Source organism: Maritimimonas rapanae (assembly GCF_057837205.1).
In genome coordinates, this window is record NZ_JBYQFI010000001.1 from 921,718 (window position 1) to 937,929 (window position 16,212).

Annotated in this window: 16 protein-coding genes; 9 read left to right on the top strand and 7 right to left on the bottom strand. The window is 34.1% G+C overall.

The window, feature by feature from the left end; genetic code table 11:
* Window positions 1-74: 74 nt before the first annotated feature.
* On the bottom strand, window positions 75-2,294 hold the full coding sequence (locus tag AC3IF2_RS04395; protein WP_489165830.1) for a DUF5916 domain-containing protein: 2,220 nt from the start codon (window positions 2,292-2,294) through the stop codon (window positions 75-77).
* A gap of 151 nt (window positions 2,295-2,445) precedes the next feature.
* Entirely contained in the window at window positions 2,446-2,964 is a 519-nt protein-coding gene (locus AC3IF2_RS04400) for a DinB family protein (protein WP_489165831.1), read from the bottom strand.
* 142 nt (window positions 2,965-3,106) lie between these two features.
* On the opposite strand from AC3IF2_RS04400, the gene AC3IF2_RS04405 reads away from it, so the two are divergent.
* Entirely contained in the window at window positions 3,107-5,338 is a 2,232-nt protein-coding gene (locus tag AC3IF2_RS04405) for an amino acid permease (protein ID WP_489165832.1), read from the top strand.
* Window positions 5,339-5,773: 435 nt separating this feature from the next.
* Here AC3IF2_RS04405 and AC3IF2_RS04410 read toward each other — a convergent pair whose 3' ends face one another.
* From AC3IF2_RS04410 to AC3IF2_RS04425, 4 genes are all read right to left on the bottom strand, one after another.
* Window positions 5,774-6,322 (bottom strand): hypothetical protein, encoded by a 549-nt coding sequence (locus AC3IF2_RS04410; RefSeq protein WP_489165833.1) that lies wholly within the window; start codon window positions 6,320-6,322, stop codon window positions 5,774-5,776.
* 11 nt (window positions 6,323-6,333) lie between these two features.
* Entirely contained in the window at window positions 6,334-8,193 is a 1,860-nt protein-coding gene (locus tag AC3IF2_RS04415) for a DNA/RNA helicase domain-containing protein (RefSeq protein ID WP_489165834.1), read from the bottom strand.
* Window positions 8,190-8,519: a nucleotide pyrophosphohydrolase gene (locus tag AC3IF2_RS04420; protein WP_489165835.1), complete on the bottom strand. Its 330-nt coding sequence runs from the start codon at window positions 8,517-8,519 to the stop codon at window positions 8,190-8,192. Before AC3IF2_RS04420 ends, AC3IF2_RS04415 begins: the two co-directional genes overlap by 4 nt.
* A 128-nt stretch (window positions 8,520-8,647) precedes the next feature.
* Entirely contained in the window at window positions 8,648-8,929 is a 282-nt protein-coding gene (locus AC3IF2_RS04425; RefSeq protein WP_489165836.1) for a DUF2188 domain-containing protein, read from the bottom strand.
* A 258-nt stretch (window positions 8,930-9,187) separates the two neighbouring features.
* On the opposite strand from AC3IF2_RS04425, the gene AC3IF2_RS04430 reads away from it, so the two are divergent.
* From AC3IF2_RS04430 to AC3IF2_RS04465, 8 genes are all read left to right on the top strand, one after another.
* Complete coding sequence (locus AC3IF2_RS04430) at window positions 9,188-9,838, top strand: hypothetical protein (protein WP_489165837.1); 651 nt, start codon at window positions 9,188-9,190, stop codon at window positions 9,836-9,838.
* A gap of 213 nt (window positions 9,839-10,051) precedes the next feature.
* Entirely contained in the window at window positions 10,052-10,462 is a 411-nt protein-coding gene (locus AC3IF2_RS04435; RefSeq protein ID WP_489165838.1) for a DUF2141 domain-containing protein, read from the top strand.
* Between the two features lie 10 nt (window positions 10,463-10,472).
* Window positions 10,473-11,843: a 2TM domain-containing protein gene (locus tag AC3IF2_RS04440; RefSeq protein ID WP_489165839.1), complete on the top strand. Its 1,371-nt coding sequence runs from the start codon at window positions 10,473-10,475 to the stop codon at window positions 11,841-11,843.
* Between the two features lie 5 nt (window positions 11,844-11,848).
* On the top strand, window positions 11,849-12,163 hold the full coding sequence (locus tag AC3IF2_RS04445) for a 2TM domain-containing protein (RefSeq protein WP_489165840.1): 315 nt from the start codon (window positions 11,849-11,851) through the stop codon (window positions 12,161-12,163).
* Window positions 12,164-12,174: 11 nt separating this feature from the next.
* Complete coding sequence (locus tag AC3IF2_RS04450; RefSeq protein ID WP_489165841.1) at window positions 12,175-12,525, top strand: 2TM domain-containing protein; 351 nt, start codon at window positions 12,175-12,177, stop codon at window positions 12,523-12,525.
* Between the two features lie 12 nt (window positions 12,526-12,537).
* Window positions 12,538-12,879: a 2TM domain-containing protein gene (locus AC3IF2_RS04455; RefSeq protein ID WP_489165842.1), complete on the top strand. Its 342-nt coding sequence runs from the start codon at window positions 12,538-12,540 to the stop codon at window positions 12,877-12,879.
* A gap of 33 nt (window positions 12,880-12,912) precedes the next feature.
* Window positions 12,913-13,227: a GIY-YIG nuclease family protein gene (locus AC3IF2_RS04460; RefSeq protein WP_489165843.1), complete on the top strand. Its 315-nt coding sequence runs from the start codon at window positions 12,913-12,915 to the stop codon at window positions 13,225-13,227.
* Window positions 13,228-13,428: 201 nt separating this feature from the next.
* On the top strand, window positions 13,429-14,184 hold the full coding sequence (locus AC3IF2_RS04465) for a LytR/AlgR family response regulator transcription factor (RefSeq protein ID WP_489165844.1): 756 nt from the start codon (window positions 13,429-13,431) through the stop codon (window positions 14,182-14,184).
* 88 nt (window positions 14,185-14,272) lie between these two features.
* Here the strand turns inward: AC3IF2_RS04465 and AC3IF2_RS04470 are convergent, their stop codons facing one another.
* Entirely contained in the window at window positions 14,273-16,186 is a 1,914-nt protein-coding gene (locus tag AC3IF2_RS04470) for a S9 family peptidase (protein ID WP_489165845.1), read from the bottom strand.
* Window positions 16,187-16,212 lie beyond the last annotated feature (26 nt).

The following is a 16,212-nucleotide window of genomic DNA, read 5'->3' on the forward strand; positions in this document are numbered from 1 at the left end:
ATATAGTAAGGAATCCTAACTAAATAAAATATTATCGTATTTTATTTAAAAGAGTAGGCTATAGAATAGATAAATTACCTTTTTCTCAACAAATCAAATCGATGTGAATACTTAATTGTTAAGCTTTGATTGTTTAATGCATCTAACGGATCATCATCTTTAACCAAATTAAGCACTACAAACAAGCCAGTATTTGCACTACGCAACCATCCAAAACGGATATTAGCCGAAGTAATATCAGATACATTATTATGCTGCACTAAGCTTTGCACAAACATACGTGGCGTAAATGAGTAGGAGAGACGTGCACCACCAACAAATGCTGTTACATCTCCATTAGGCAAATCTAAAACATTATGGCTAAACGTAAAGGCAGAATTAAACTTATCGCCTACGCGGAAATTTAGCGTTCCGCTATTAGCTATACGATCACCACCAAAATAACCACCAATAAAGCTACGTGTACTTAAAGAAACTGCCTTATTAGGGTTTGTAATTAAGATAAATTGAAACTCTTCGTGTTTATAAGTACCTATAGGCACAGTAACTCCAGAAATAGAAAATGGCTGTTGTACACTTTCTGTAGTAAAGTTGATGCCAGTATGTATTTCGAAACCGCTTTTCCAAACCCAATGATTGTCAACATGTAAAAAACCTGTAACGAGTTCGTCATTAAAATCCCAATAACCACGATACGAAACATGTGGACGGATCTCTAAGAAGTTGCCAGCATTTTTAAAACGATGTGCTTTAAAAATTAGAAATTCAGGTTTTCTAAAAGCCGTACGTTGTAAAAAACCAACTTCAGGATTAAATCCTTCACCAACTTCGGTATAACCAGCACGTAGATTCCAGCCGCCCCATTCATAGGCGCCTAAAATTTTATAGGCATGGTCTTTACTATCTATACCTGGTGTGGTACTTTTTGCTACAAATCCTGTTATCTGAGCTTTTTTACCAATACCTAATTTTCCATCAGCGGCAAAAACACGATTATAGTCATCATCCATATCACCCAAGCCAGCTCTATTGATAAAAATTCCACCAATAGAAGAACGACTTTTCGGAAAATCTTGATTCACACGTGCTACCGTAAAGTTATTTTTTTCAATACCAACATCTTCAACATCTTCGGTAAACATACTTAATAAACCTACGTTGGTTTGCCCTAATTTTCCTGAGAGTCGTGCACCACCAATAATAGGTACTAAAGAGCCATCATTACCAATACCAATACGCCGGCTAAAGAAGAGGTCTACTTCACCAGGACTGCCAACTGTGAATTGCCCAGCATTTTCTAAAAAGAAAGGTCGCTTTTCTGGGAAAAATAAATTAAATCGATCTAAGTTTATCTGCTGATCATCTACTTCTACCTGAGCAAAGTCGGTATTATACGTAAGATCGAGTGTTAGGCTAGGGGTAATACTGTATTTTACATCAACACCAGCTTCAATATTAGTATCATTATCGGTCGGGTCTACTGCTTTATCTCTGGTAAATTGCGTTAAGGCATAGGGTATTACTTTTAAATTACCCGGGTTTTTTAATTTCAAACCAGTTACTTTTCCTGCCAAAGAAAGCCGCTTTATGTCGAAGCCAATGGGTAATGATGCCCAATAGGCCGTTTCAGTATTTTTACTAATATTTCGTTGAAAGTTAACACCCCAAGTTTGATTATCACCAGCTGCAAAACGCAATGATCGTAGCGGAATAGCAAATTCAGCGCTCCAACCATAACCACCGACTTCGGTTTTTACAACCCAAGAGGCATCCCAATTTAGATTGGTGCCACCAATAACACCACCTTGTTGTCTATTGGCATTAAAATTACCTTGCCCTTCGTTATTGATCTGCGCATCGTATTCCATACCATCAGCATTGGTACCAAATAAAAAGCCATTTTGCTGATCGTTATAGGTGTCAACAATAAATAAAAAGCTGTCTTCATCATTTAAATCGGCATCGCGGCGAGAATCGGAAACTACTATACTACTTGGGTCACTATCATAACAAATAACACCAATATATAATGTGTTTGTAGTATGTGCAAAACGTATTTCGGTCTTTTCTGATGCCGCAATTCCAAACTGTGGTTTTATCTGTACAAGTTGATCTATAGGTGTTACTGTCTGCCAAATAGCATCTTCTTTTACATTACCATCTATAAGTGGTTCTTTTTCTAGAATAGTAGCTTTAAATGTTGGGCGTTGTGTTTGATTGGTTTGGGCAAAACTTAGTATTGTAAAGAAACAACATAAGACAACTGCCCATAATTGGTTAGTTATTAAGGTCATTCTTGGTAAATTGATACAACTAAAGTACGATTTCTGTTTAAATGATAATACTTACACGCTCTTTTGTTGCCCTTAAATAAGAAATCACTTTAAATAAAAAAACTCCCTGAAAAATCAAGAAGTTTTAATGAGTTCAAAAAAAATCACGGCATCAATTCTGCGCTGCCATTTGCTCTTGTTGCTCTTCATACGAAGGCCCGTATAATCCGGGTACACGTTTGCCATTTGCTCTTAGATAAGCGATCAATTCGCCACGATGATGGTATAAATGATTCATTAAAAAACCGCGAATCACCTGTATTCTTGGCATGGGTGGCATTAGCTCAGCTTCGCCACTCATCATAGACCAATTTTCCATAAATCTTTCTTCTGGGTAATTTTCTAAGGCCTTTATAGCATCAGCAATATTTTCCTCTAGTTTCTTTTTAATGTTTTCCATAGAAGAAATATCGCCTTTATCATATTTGTATTCCGCCATATTAAATACATTTTTATTTAATGTGGCATCCCACCAATGGTATACTTCTGCGGTATGTGCTGCTAATCCAGCTATGGTCCAATTAAAATCATTCGGTTTGTAATCGAGTATGTCGTCTGGTATTGCATTAAAAAGTTTACGGGTATTTTCAGCTTCAAATTGAAGCTCTCCTAGTAGTGCTTCTCGTAACATAGTTTATGTATTTTTAAGTTAGTAATTCTGTAAGTTACGATAAACTTTTTGCCAGATATATTAAATTTTAGTTAAAAGAAGTATCTTTAAACAGATTGCTACTAAGTAGTTACAATAATCGATCATTAGTAAACCTTTACTTATGTCTGCTATGGCTAAAACCACAAGACCTCCAAAATTCGGAACATTTCTGGGTGTATACACACCGAGTATTTTGACCATTTTGGGTTTGATTATGTACTTACGCTTTGGCTGGGTAGTTGGTAATGTTGGTTTGTATAAAACCATTGCTATTGTTTTAATGGCAAGTACAATTACTTTTATTACTGGGCTTAGCGCTTCTGCTATTGCTACCAATATTAAAGTTGGTGTAGGTGGCGAGTATTATATGATCTCTAGAAGTTTAGGTCTCGAACCAGGTGGAGCTATTGGCATTCCGTTATATCTCTGTAGAACATTAAGTGTTACCTTTTATTGTTATGGTTTAGCAGAGGCTATTTTAGTATTGTGGCCAGACAAGTCGTCTTTACCGTCTTATGCTTTGCAGGGCATCGCTATACTATTTATTATTTTAGTAACCGCCCTTTCGGGGAAAAGTGCCAAGTTGGTATTAAAATCGCAAATTCCAATTATGATCATAGTTGGTTTATCAATTCTAGCTTTAATTTTTGGAGTGTTGTCTAAACCAATACAAGCACCAATTACAGAAGCAACTTATGTTACTGCCCCAGAAGGTTTCTGGTACGTATTCGCTGTATTTTTTCCGGCGGTAACAGGTTTTACTGCTGGTGTAGGGATGAGCGGTGATTTAAAAGACCCTCAAAAATCGATACCAAAAGGAACCTTAGGTGCAGTTATATCAGGAGCTATTATTTACTTGATAATCCCATTAATATTAGCAATTACAGCAGCTTTAACCATAGAGCAATTAACAGACCCTGATGCCGGAGTTACTATTTGGACGAAGCTAGCCATTCTAGGTCCGTGGTTGGTGTACCCAGCTGTATGGGGTGCTGTTCTATCATCTGCTTTTGGTAGTATTTTAGGCGGGCCACGTATTTTACAAGCTCTATCTATGGATGGGCTCGTACCCAAGTTTTTAGCAAAAGTATCACGTACAGGGCAACCTACCGTGGCAACTTGGATTAGTGGTGCCATAGCCTTGGGCGCCGTATTTTTAGGCGGATTAAACACTATAGCACAATACGTTTCAGTATTGTTTTTAACGTTGTATGTGGCTGTAAATGTTAGTGCAGCTGTAGAGCAATTAATTAAAGAACCATCATATCGACCTAAAATACATGTGCCTTGGTATGTTTCATTATTAGGTGCCGTCGCTGCGATGGTGGTAATGTTATTGATCAATCCTTGGGCTTTTGCCTTTGCCTTTGGGTTAGAAGCAATTATTTTAATTTACTTGTTTAATAGACGCTACGAACAGAAATGGGGAGATGCTGCCACTGGTGTTTGGATGCAGTTAAGTCGTTTTGCGCTGCTGCGCTTAAGTGCTAAAAAAATTCATCCTCGTAATTGGAGGCCGATCATCATTTTATTCATCAATAAGATAAGTGATCATTTAGAGATTGTAAAATTTACTGAAATGTTAGGGCAGAATAGCGGCGTACTAACAATTTGCAAACTCATCACACCCGATGACACCTTGGGTCTTTTTCAAAAAAATGAATTAGCATTTCAAATGCAACGAGAGCTAGAAGCCGAAGGGTTGCAAGCCTTAACTGAAGTAAATGTAGTAGACGATTTTAAAAAAGGAATGTATACAGTAGCTGCTTCGCATGGTATAGCAGGCTTAAAAACCAATACCGTTGTCTTTGGTTGGTCGCATACTTCAGAAGGTAAGGTACAAGAGTTAGAGATAATAGATTTATTGTCTGCTGTTGGTAAAAATATATTGGTAGTACAAATCAATAAAGCTTTTTCTAAAAGCATGAATAAGCGTATTGACATTTGGTGGGGCGGACAAGGAGGTAATGGCGATCTAATGCTCTTACTGGCCTATTTAATTCGGTTAAATACCAAATGGAAAAAAGCGAAGATCAATATTTTTTCTGTAGTAGCAGACGAAGAAGAAAAATTGCGTTTATCGCAACGTATACAGTTTGCTATAAAAGAGGCTCGTATAGAGGCAAAGGTTAATTTGTCGTTGCAAGCAAATAATAATATTACGGCTATTATTACCGAAAAAAGTAAGCATACCGATTTAGTATTTGTTGGTTTAGCACAAGAACGAAAGAATGCTAAAGCAACCATTAAAGTGATCGATACACTTTCTGAGCAATTAAAAGCCATAGCTTTTGTTCAAAATAATGGTATGGCTGGTGAAATACCAGTAATTTTTGCTCCTGCAGATAAATAATGCCCGTCAGTTGAAGTGAAATTGCTAAGCAATTTTGTATCGAGAACGGTTTGTATTATATCTTTCTCGATATAATTTTATTTATTGCATTCATAGAATCATTAAAAAGAGGTATTACTATGTATTTCTTTTATCTTTTTTGCTTGTCCAAAAAAGATAGAAAAAAGGACACTCTTTACGAGGAATTTTGACTATGTCAAACCGGTTCTAAAACTTGGCGTCGTACTTCGTACTCCTAGATTTCCAAGCTTTTATTCACCTATTCTTGCGTAAAGAGGGCTTTCTTTGCTAGAATTAAAGTAACAAATATCATTTTAACTTGTCTGTCAGTTCGAGTGAAATTGCTCAGCAATTTTGTATCGAGAACTACATATGATAAACTACTTCTCGATACAATTTTACTCGTTTAACTCGCAAAACCACTCGAAGTGACGTTTATTTAGTACTATACAACTTCAACTCTAACTCCGCTAACGATAATTGTTGATAAGCAGATTTTGCAACTTGTACCCGTTTTGCAAGCTCAATTACTTCTAAATAACTATCTATAGTCGCTATTTGTGTCCAAGGTTTTAGGGTAATGGTTGGTAGGTCTAGTTCTTTTGCTTCTTTATTGAGTACAATTTGTATGGTTCTATCTACTGGAAAGTGTGGCGGCGGTGGTATTAATTTTAAACACCAAACATATTTTAAAAATAGATTGAGTACTTTTTGGCTTACGCCAATATTGAGTTGCCCATTTTTAAGTAACGAAGCATATTCTTTTGTGTGCTCAGAGAGTTTCTTTATGTTTTTTAGATGTTGTTCTTCTGTACAGGGTTTAAAGTATTGTTCTGCAATAAAACTTTCGAGGTCTGCTTTAAGTTCTACTTTAAAACGCTCTTTGAGCGCCTCCTCTGCGTCTGGTTTATAAATACCAGCACGTTGAAAAGCACCTGCTATAGACAATTGCCATAATTCGTTAATAATAAAGTTACTTTTCATAATTTATATGGTTAAGTTTTAATTAACCTTTTAAAATATTCAGATGTTTCTTTATCCGTGCAATATATATAACACCCTTTCATTCCTCTGGTTAATAAAGTTCTGTATGTGTTTTTTATAATTGTTTTTAATAGTGGTTTCCAATAATATGGATTTTCCTTAATCCCTTTTTTCCAACCAAAAACAGTCCTATCTCCATTATCTCTTTCTTTAGGATTTACCATTACTTCACCATCTCTAACTATCAAATCATTTCCTATGATTACACCAACGTAATCAACTTCTAACCCTTGAGCCGTATGAATACACCCAATTTCGGAAACAGAATTTGGATCTATAATCCATTTTCCACCATAATCAGTCATATTCCATCGCATATTGAAGCCAAACTCTTTTTTCTTAAAGTCATATGAAACTGGGTCTTTTTTACTACCCCAAGGCCAACAATAACCAGCAACTAATCGAGCTTTATTGTTGATTTTATTCTTTTCATATATAGCTTCTTGAAGTTTTTTAGGGTTATCAAATACTTTAAAGTCAAATTCATAATCAAGAGAACTTAAATCATAATTTGCGGTCTGTTTAATCTGAAGTATATGATCTACCCAAGCCAAATATCCATCAGAACCGTTGCATCTAAATTGAGACTCTAATTTTTGTTTATGTACAGTAATGCCTAACTCTCTGGCTAATTCTTCTATCACGTAAACCTCCCCATAATCGTCAACTGAAACTCGTTGATCTTCATCAATGAAAAATACTGAAGATAAGGAGGACTTAAGTATTTCTTTAATTTGATTATCACCTCTTTTTAAAAAACCTGTCTTTTCTGTAAGACGATGTGCTTCATCTACTATTAATGTATTTATTACATTTTCAGGGGCTTTGATAAATGTACCAGATCCAACAAATAATGATTTGAGTTCAGTCATTCGCTTTTGGCCTTTTAATTTTTCAAAATATACGTCACGAGGCGCAGAAGTTTTAGTAACATATTGAGACATTTTACCTCTACGGTTTAGTTCGACAAGTAGGTTTATGGCAACAACTGATTTTCCGGTTCCTGGGCCACCTTCCACAATAAGCACATTCTTGTTTTTCTCATGAGATTGAAGAGATAACTGAAGGGCAGTTTCATAAACAACTTTTTGGTCATCTATCATAATGAACTCTTTATTTCCCTTAATCATGCTTTTTAGACTATCCGCAAGACTTTTTGTAGGCTTTATTTTACCATTATCTATGCGGAACATGATGTTTGAGTCATCTCCTTGTTTGATGTATTTTTTAATAAATTCTCTAAGTTTAATTGCATCAGGTTTAAGAAATAAAGGAGCTTTCTCTATGTAATATGAATAGAAATTATTATTAATGTTATCATCAGGCACATAATTATGTAGATATGCACAAGGGTGTAATGCAATAGATTCTTCGTCAACTGTTGCATTGAATGAAGTTAATAATGCAGCATAAGACCAAGCTTGGTATGATGGGTGACTTGTTTCAGATTCACCAAATTGAAATCTTGTTTTTACTACACCGTCTTTTGTTGTTATATCAGCATGTTGCCATTGCTTTAATTCAATAATGATAACATTCTCTTGTTCTCCATCTTTTCCTGTAATAATAAAATCAACACGTTTAGAGGTTTGCGGTAAGTGATATTCAATTGAGATACCACAGTCTTCAGGAATTGTAGGATCACTAACAACCCTTTCCATATAACTTAAAGAGTTTTCAAAAGACCTTATTTCATTTGGAGCAACTTTACTTCCTGTTCTTTCTAAGATATGATTTAAAATAATATTCCCTATGTCATTTGTCAGTATATCATTACTAAAATCCTCTTTAGTTTTATTATAGATTATCATAAATCAGTATACTTTTTAGCAGTTCCTTTAGCTTTTTCTATAGGGTACTTTTCTCCATTTTTTTTAATCTTATCTAATAGGATTTGTTTTATATCGAAGTCATATTTTTCAGCCAATAGAAATGAGTAGGCTAAAATATCTGCTAGTTCTTCTTTTACTTTTTCTTTGTTGGCTTCATCAGACGATTTCCAAAGAAAATTTTCCAAGAGCTCACCAGCTTCTATGTTAATAGCAACAGCAAGATCCTTAGGGTTATGGAATTGTTCCCAATCTCTATCATTCCGAAATTTTATTAAAGCTTCTAAAATTTGTTTAATGTCACTCATAATTTAATGTTCTTGGTGAAATACAACGACAAGGTTGTTTTTGTTCTAATTTTTTTGAGAACTCATGACGAAGTTCGTACATTTTAATATACTATAAAAGGGGATTTTCCCCCTTTTTTCAAAAAAGGTTAATCATAACTCACTCGATCTCGTATACCGCCGCTTTCTCTATGTATTACAACATCTGCCTTATACTTTCTAGCAATAGTTTTCGCTTTAGTAATAGCAGTACTTTGTTTACGGTGTTTAGAAGTAATACGTTTATTGCCTTCGCGGCGTACTGCCCAACCATCTTCGTAGGGCACCACATGTTGGTGCCATGTCCTTTTTTTAGTTCGGTTACTTTTAAAAAAGACGTTTACGAGTTGTTCTAAAAGATCGAACCAGAAATTAGGTTTGTTTTTGGGCATTGTAGGTTGTGTAATTGCTAAGGCAAGATACTATTTTTATCTACTTCTCGATACAATTTTGTTCGCTCTCTCACAAAATCACTCGAAGTGACACTAGGTTGTTTTTTGGTCAGTTCGAGTTAAATTGCGTAGCAATTTTGTATCGAGAACCATTGTTAGTTACAATTCATCCTAAAAAAATGACAATTCGGTCGTAAACTCTTTTTAATGTTTGGTTATCTCAAGACTTTTGAACCATCATTTAAAACAAATAACATCATGATACGACTAGTAACCACCTTATTATTATTCTTACTAAGCCAAGTAACAACAGCACAAACCGATTTTGAAAAAGGTATGGAGCAAGCATTTGCATTACAAAAAGAGCAAAAATTTGAAGAATCAGCCAATTTGTTGGAACGCATCGCCAATGCCGAAACCGAAAATTGGTTACCAGCTTACCATTTGGCTTTATTAAAAACCAGAACTGCATTTGGTATAAAAGATAAAGCGCAACAAGCGGCGCAAATTGCTTCGGCAGAAGAGCATATTGCTACTGCAGATGCATTATCACCAAACAACTCAGAAGTCTATGTAGTAAAAGCATTGATAAATGTGGCTAAAGTGGCTTCAGACCCTATGACTTATGGGCCAACCTTGTCTGCACCAACTACTGAATTGTATAAAAAGGCAATTGCCTTAGATAAAACCAACCCTAGAGCACATAGTGGCTTGGCGGAATTCGAAATGGGCGGTGCTCAATTCTTTGGGCAAGATCTAGCACCTTATTGTAAGCGCATACAAGAATCTATCGTTTTATACGATGCTTTTGAGGATAAAGGAAAATTTTATCCTAAGTGGGGTAAGCAAAGAGCTATGCAAATAGTGGCATCATCACAATGTACACCAAAAAAGGAAACTAAAGAATAATTAGTAGAACTGTTATAATTATAGCAGGTATAGTAGCTGTAACTGATTGAAATGCTAAATTTACAGTTGTGAATAAATCAGTAGATTTAAATTGTCATTCTGAGCTTTTCATTTAAAAGCGTAAGAATCTGCCTAAAAGTAAGTTTTTAATTGAATAATGAACAGATTGTCACGGTCTTTCAGACCTCACAATGACAGTAAAAAATAGTAACAATGAGAATTTTAATTTTAATAGTATTTTTAATACTATCCTTAACGGGAAAAGCACAAGACAATACTTTAACTATAGAAATAGATGGTATTGAAATGAAGAAAGGTATAAAAGTGTTTATAGCTCTTTATAATAGCGAGGATAGTTTTTTAAAGAAACCATATAAGGGTACTATAGCTACAGTAGCTAATGGAAAAGCTACTACAGTTATTAAAGATCTAAAAGCTGGTACTTATGCTGTGTCTTCATTTTATGATAAAAATGACAATGGCAAGATGGATACCAATTTCTTAGGCATCCCTAAAGAACCGACAGGCATGAGTAATAATGCTAAAGGACGTATGGGACCACCAAAATACAAGGATGCTAAGTTTAAATTAACATCAGACAAAACAATAAAAATCAATTATTAAACCAAGACCTGTGGATATTAAAGATGTTTTTTCAACCGAAAACCTAAGAAGAGGATTTCTGTTATGCCTAAAAGTAACAGTAGTTATTGGTCTCCTTTTTGTTGTCATCAATGGAAAATATACCCTAGAAGCTGTGGGAAGATCGATCTTAGTTTCTGGTATGTATTCTTTTGGTATTGGCTTTGGTTTAGGTATTATCAATCGTTATTTAAGCTCTCAATGGGATTGGGTTACCCAAACCAATGAGAGACTGGCTGCTGGCATAATTGGCACACTGTTATATACCGTACCTGTTGTTTTAGCAATAGATTATGTTGTATTTGTTTACATGTATAATCTAGAACCTAGTAAATTCTTTTCGGGTAATTATTTCTGGATGCATATTTTTTATATCATAATTTCATTAGCAGTGGCTACCTTTTTTCATGCCAGAGATTTTATGAAAAATTGGAAGGCTGCTGTTGGGCAGGAAACCAAAATACAAAAGGTAATTGCAGGTACTGCTAGTGCGCAATTCGATGCTTTAAAGAATCAATTAGATCCACATTTTTTATTTAACAGTCTAAATGTTTTAACAAGTTTAATAGATGAATCTCCAAATAATGCTCAAAAGTTTACAACTTCATTATCAAAAGTTTATCGTTACGTACTTGAACAAAAAAATAAAGAATTGGTTACCGTAGAAGATGAGTTAAAATTTGCTAGAACTTATATGTCTTTACTAAAGATGCGCTTTGAAGATAGTATCATTTTCGACATCCCAGAAAAGGTACAAAACCCTGAAGCTAAAGTGGTGCCTTTATCATTACAATTACTATTAGAAAATGCAGTAAAGCATAATATGGTTACCTCGCAAAAACCATTGCACATTAAGATCTACGAAAGAGGGAATAATCTAGTGGTAGAAAATAACTTGCAACCTAAACAAGTAGTAAAAAAGAGTAGTGGTGTAGGTTTGTCAAATATAGTACAGCGCTATGCACTTTTAACCAAACGAGAAATGGTTATAGAAGAAACACCAAAGCATTTTAGTGTAGCTATACCTATGCTTACTAAACAATTATCTACCTCGCTAGAAATACAACAAGATTATATTGAAGATAAGCGCTACATGCGTGCTAAAGAGCGTGTAAAAAAGGTGAAAGAATTTTATTCGAATCTAGTTTCGTATATAATTGTGATACCAATTTTAGCATTTGTTAATTATAATACTACAGACTTTCCTTGGGTACTATTCCCTGCGTTTGGCTGGGGCTTCGGTGTAGTAGCACATTATTTAGAAGCTACCGGAAGAACACCGTTCTTAGGTAAAAATTGGGAGCAACGTAAGATACAAGAGCTCATGAGTGAAGAAGATAAGAACAAACAACAATACAATTAACAATTATGGAAGATTTTGATAAAGAGAATAAGTATCTACGTGCCAAAGAACGCGTAGAAGAGCTAAAGAAGTTTTACTCTAGTCTTTTGTGGTATGTACTAGTAATTGGCTTTTTAGCATGGATAAATTATAACTCGAATGGATGGAGTTATATGTGGTTTTTATGGGCGGCTTTTGGTTGGGGTATTGGTTTGATATTTCATGCTATTAAAGCATTCGAATTAAATCCGTTTATGGATAAAAATTGGGAAGAACGTAAGCTTAAAGAGTTTATGGATGAAGAGAATACCGATGTAAGTACTAGAAATCGTTGGGAATAAAATATTAGACAATGAAAAAAGATGAAAAAAGTGCTTATTTAAGAGCAGAAAAAAGAGTTAAAGACATAAAATGTTTTTATAAAAATTTGTTTGTGTATTTAGTGTTTTTAATTCTTTGGATTTTATTTGCAAACAGATTTATTCGATATATACTAACCACAGTAAAAGGTGATGATGTAGGGTTTATAAATTGGTTAGATATTAATTTATGGATAACGCCAGTTTTTTGGGGATTTATATTATTGATCTATGGAGTGTACGTGTTTACTAATAAATTTAATTTCTTGAAAAATTGGGAGAAAGATAAAATAAAAGAATACATGTCAGATGATGTAAAGAACAACTCAGCTAAATGGGAATAAGATTTTAGAATTATGGAAGAATTAGATAGAATAAAAAGTGATAGATATTTAGAAGCTAAAAAACAGGTAAACGAATTAAAAGGATTTTATATCCATTTAGCTATTTATTTAGTGATTAACCTGTTTATTACCACAATGAAAGTATATAGTGACTTAGAAAGTGGAGCTAATTTTTATGAAGCAATATTTGATTTTGGAACTATTGCTGTGTGGTTATTTTGGGGTATTGGTATTTTCTTTCATGCTTGGGGAGTGTTTGGCAGAAATGTATTTTTTGGTAAAGATTGGGAGGAAAAAAAGATTAAAGAATATATGGAAGAAGATAGAAGTGAATTTACAAATAGGTACGAATAGTCACACTGAGCTTGTCGAAGTGTAATTTTAAGTATGAAGACAATTTATGTGTATATAGTACAATGTTCAGATAATTCATTTTATACAGGTGTTACTAATAATCTAGAAGAAAGAATAAGACAGCATAATTCTGGTTTTAATAAAAAATCTTATACTTTTAAAAGAAGACCAGTAATATTAAAATGGTTTGAATCTTTTACAAAACCAGAGGATGCCTTTAAGATTGAAAAACAGTTAAAAGGATGGAGTAGAAAAAAGAAACAGGCATTGATAGATGAGGATTGGGATAAATTAGTAGAATATTCTAAAAATTATACTGAATATGGGTCTTCGACAAGCTCAGACTGACGTGTAGATTAAACAGCACAAAGAGTTTTGTAGTGTTGAAAAGTTTAAATAGAAAACAGCTAAGTTGTCACACTGAGCCTGTCGAAGTGTAAAACTTATGGATTAAAAGGTCTTCGACAGGCTCAGACTGACCAACTAGTTCAATAGTCAACACTGAACTTGTCGAAGTGTATTAAAAAATTGAAAACAGAATATTAAAAAATGAATGTAATCATAATAGAAGACGAAAAACCAGCTGCTAGAAGATTAGCTAGATTGCTCGAAAAAATAGGAGTGGAGGTAAGCACTATGCTACATTCTGTAGAAGAATCAATCAATTGGTTTTATAATAATGAGCATCCAGATTTGATCTTTTTAGACATTCAATTATCAGACGGATTGTCTTTTGAAATTTTTGATGAAGTAGAGATCAATAGTTCTATTATTTTCACCACAGCTTTTGATGAATATGCATTGCAAGCTTTTAAACTAAATAGCATCGATTATCTATTAAAACCGATAGACGATGAAGATTTAGAGCGTGCTGTTAAGAAGTATCAAAATATGGCACCAAAAGCTCAAAATGTACAGGTTAATTTTGAGGATATTAAAAAGCTACTAACCAATCCTATTGAACGTGCTTATAAAAAACGATTTACAGTAAAAGTAGGGCAACACTTAAAGATGATACCTATAGATGCCATAGAATGCTTTTATAGCGAGAATAAGGGTACATACATCCATACTAATGAGAATCGTGATTATCTAATTGATATGACTTTAGAACAATTAGAAAATGAATTAGAACCTAAAACCTTTTTTAGAATAAGCCGTAAGTTTTTTGTGAATATAAATGCCATAAAAGACATGGTATCTTATACCAATTCACGTCTACAGATAAAACTAAATACCTACAAAGAACAAGATGTAATTGTAGCTCGAGAACGCGTACGGGACTTTAAAGATTGGTTAGAATAAAAAATGTCATTCTGAGCAAAGCGAAGAATCTAAAAATGAATTACTAATAGATTTTTCACTTCTTTCAAAATGACATTAGAATAAGATATTACTCTTTTACGGGTTCATCATCACCGAGATATTTATCTAAGAATGTTAAGATCTTACCATAGGCTTCAATCTGATTCTCTTTTTTAACGAATCCATGCCCTTCATCTTCGAATAAGACATATTCTACTGGTACACCATTTTTACGTACACCAGCAACGATTTCATCAGATTCTACTTGTAATACACGAGGGTCTTTAGCGCCCTGCAACACCATTAATGGTTTTGTTACATTTTCTGTATGGAATAATGGAGAGATCTTATGCAAACGAACCGAATCTTTAGCAGGATCACCCATTTCTTTATATAAAGCATCTTTAAAAGATTCCCACCATGGCGGAATGCTTTTTAATGTTCTTAACCAGTTAGTTACACCAAAAATATTGACACCAACATCAAATTCTTCAGGCTTAAAAGTTAATGCAGCCATGGTCATATAACCACCATAAGAGCCGCCAATGATACCAATTCTATCTGCATTAATTTCAGGTTGTTCTGCTAGCCAATTTTTGCCTTCAACACAGTCTTGCAAATCTTTTTCACCATGATTTTGGTCATCCATTTTATAAAATGTTTTACCATAACCACTACTACCTCTATTATTTACAGCAAGAATGGCATAGCCATGATTTACCAAATATTGAATTAACGAAGAAAAATTTTGACGTGATTGACCACCAGGGCCACCATGTACCCAAACTAAGGCAGGCACTTTAGTTTCTTCTGATGCTTGATGAGGAGTGTAATATATCGCTGGTATTTCTAGTCCATCAAATGATTTGTAACGTACTACTTTAGCAGTTACCATATCAACAGGATTAATATCTTTATTTAATACATCAGATAGTTTTTTGTATTCTTTTGATGCTACATCGTAAGAATATAAGTTAGAAGGTGTATTCGATCCTCTTACATAAAAACGAGCTTTTGTACCATCTCTAGAATAACTTACGCTACTCACATCGCCAGTTTCAAATTTTGGGAAGTCAACACTTTTACCTGTGGCAACATCTACCACGTCGATTTCTGTCTTTGCGTCTGCATTTACATAAGTTATTTGGTATTTGCCATCGTGTGTAAAGAAGCTACTCCAGATATCCCAATCTTTTTCTAGTACTTTTTCTTGCGATTTATCTTCAAGATTATATTTTTTTAAATAAGCGAATTCATTACCATCATCTGTAGTATATAATAATGATTTACTGTCTGGCGTAAAATCTGAAGCTGAATTAGCAGATTGATTCTCGTTTACTTTGGTTAACGACTTATCTTCGAAATTATAAAGAAATAGATCACTATCGTTTGTTGTAATAGCTTTACCTAAAGCCATATATTTTTTATCACGAGAAATACCCCCAAAACTATAGGCATTGTCATTTTGATAGATCATTTTTGGGGTCATAGTAGCGATATCCATCTCATAAACATCCGTAAAACGAGGGTTTCTTTTTGTATAGCCATAATAAAAGCTATTACCATCATGCGCCCATCCATAAAAAGAAGCTCTAGCACCTTGATCTGGGGTTAACTCTGTAATTGTACCAGTTGTATCTCTTGCATATAAATGGAAGATTTCGTCTCCATTACCATCCATTCTGAATAAGATACGTTCATCGTTAGGAAAATAAGAAATGCCAAATACAGATGCGCTATCAGATTTTGTTATTGGAGTAAAATCGCCTCCATCTGAAGGAACTGTATACATATTATAGATGCCAGAACGATTACTAGACACGAGCAATTTAGATTTATCTGGAGAAAAGCTACCACCACCGATAGCTTCATTATCCATCATTTGCTCAATGGTATAAGACTTTAGATTATTTACAATTTCTGCTTTTTCGTCTACCTTTTGTTCTTTTTTACAGGCAAGAAAACCACAAAAAACAAATAGTAAAATAGTTAGTTTTTTCATATAGTTAGTTTAAATATTCGACACTA

What these genes read in the sequence shown, in the direction of transcription:
- AC3IF2_RS04395 (WP_489165830.1), bottom strand. Translation starts at nt 2,294, where the DNA reads ATGACCTTAATAACTAACCAATTATGGGCAGTTGTCTTATGTTGTTTC.
- AC3IF2_RS04400 (WP_489165831.1), bottom strand. Translation starts at nt 2,964, where the DNA reads ATGTTACGAGAAGCACTACTAGGAGAGCTTCAATTTGAAGCTGAAAAT.
- AC3IF2_RS04405 (WP_489165832.1), top strand. Translation starts at nt 3,107, where the DNA reads ATGTCTGCTATGGCTAAAACCACAAGACCTCCAAAATTCGGAACATTT.
- AC3IF2_RS04410 (WP_489165833.1), bottom strand. Translation starts at nt 6,322, where the DNA reads ATGAAAAGTAACTTTATTATTAACGAATTATGGCAATTGTCTATAGCA.
- AC3IF2_RS04415 (WP_489165834.1), bottom strand. Translation starts at nt 8,193, where the DNA reads ATGATAATCTATAATAAAACTAAAGAGGATTTTAGTAATGATATACTG.
- AC3IF2_RS04420 (WP_489165835.1), bottom strand. Translation starts at nt 8,519, where the DNA reads ATGAGTGACATTAAACAAATTTTAGAAGCTTTAATAAAATTTCGGAAT.
- AC3IF2_RS04425 (WP_489165836.1), bottom strand. Translation starts at nt 8,929, where the DNA reads ATGCCCAAAAACAAACCTAATTTCTGGTTCGATCTTTTAGAACAACTC.
- AC3IF2_RS04430 (WP_489165837.1), top strand. Translation starts at nt 9,188, where the DNA reads ATGATACGACTAGTAACCACCTTATTATTATTCTTACTAAGCCAAGTA.
- AC3IF2_RS04435 (WP_489165838.1), top strand. Translation starts at nt 10,052, where the DNA reads ATGAGAATTTTAATTTTAATAGTATTTTTAATACTATCCTTAACGGGA.
- AC3IF2_RS04445 (WP_489165840.1), top strand. Translation starts at nt 11,849, where the DNA reads ATGGAAGATTTTGATAAAGAGAATAAGTATCTACGTGCCAAAGAACGC.
- AC3IF2_RS04450 (WP_489165841.1), top strand. Translation starts at nt 12,175, where the DNA reads ATGAAAAAAGATGAAAAAAGTGCTTATTTAAGAGCAGAAAAAAGAGTT.
- AC3IF2_RS04455 (WP_489165842.1), top strand. Translation starts at nt 12,538, where the DNA reads ATGGAAGAATTAGATAGAATAAAAAGTGATAGATATTTAGAAGCTAAA.
- AC3IF2_RS04460 (WP_489165843.1), top strand. Translation starts at nt 12,913, where the DNA reads ATGAAGACAATTTATGTGTATATAGTACAATGTTCAGATAATTCATTT.
- AC3IF2_RS04465 (WP_489165844.1), top strand. Translation starts at nt 13,429, where the DNA reads ATGAATGTAATCATAATAGAAGACGAAAAACCAGCTGCTAGAAGATTA.
- AC3IF2_RS04470 (WP_489165845.1), bottom strand. Translation starts at nt 16,186, where the DNA reads ATGAAAAAACTAACTATTTTACTATTTGTTTTTTGTGGTTTTCTTGCC.